Here is a 709-nt window from a genome sequence, read left to right on the forward strand (position 1 = left end):
ACGCCTTATTGGTCAGAGCGTTTGAACAAAAAAACGCTTCAGGCTAAACAGCTATCGGAGCGGCAAGGGGAGCTTGAATGTGGATTGCGCGAAAGCCGAGTTTTGATTCGAGGGAAGGCGACACTCTTTATGAAGGGCGCGCTGCATTTGGATATTTAGCGTTTATTGGTATTAGCCTTTCACTTACTCTTTACATGGTTCATGTATAAATTTCTATTGTGGACGGCATTCTGTCTTAAGTGGCCAAGCTTATTAAACGGTATTGGCAAATGGAATGCCTGAGAGTAGGATTTACGCCGCTTTGCGTATTGCTTGAAGCACAGCTACGATTTAAACGCGGCGATTAAGGAAACAATAATAAGAAACGATAAGGGATTTATCACTGAGAGTAGATGACCATGGTTTACCTTGAAGATCAAATTGCCGCTCAAGACGGCCTTCAGCTAAATGTTTATCGATGGATGCCTGAACAGCCTGCTCACGCTGCTTTAGTTATCTCTCACGGTTGGAGTGAGCACGCAGCGCGTTATCATGAATTAGCGACATGGTTTACTCAGCAAGGATTTGAAGTGCATGCTCTAGATCATCGGGGGCATGGTAAGTCTGAAGGCAAGCGCGGTCATGTTGATGCATGGACAGATTACACGCGAGATCTCGAAACCTTGCGTCAAACCATTTCGCACGAATATCAATACATTCTCGGACACTC

At 45.1% G+C, this 709-nt stretch carries 1 protein-coding gene; it reads left to right on the top strand.

Features of this window, described 5'->3' with window-relative positions; all coding sequences use genetic code 11:
• Positions 1–392 precede the first annotated feature (392 nt).
• The coding region (locus tag A3738_RS09480; RefSeq protein ID WP_156504148.1) for an alpha/beta hydrolase at positions 393–709 on the top strand (317 nt) is incomplete at its 3' end.

This window comes from Oleiphilus sp. HI0066 (assembly GCF_001635725.1).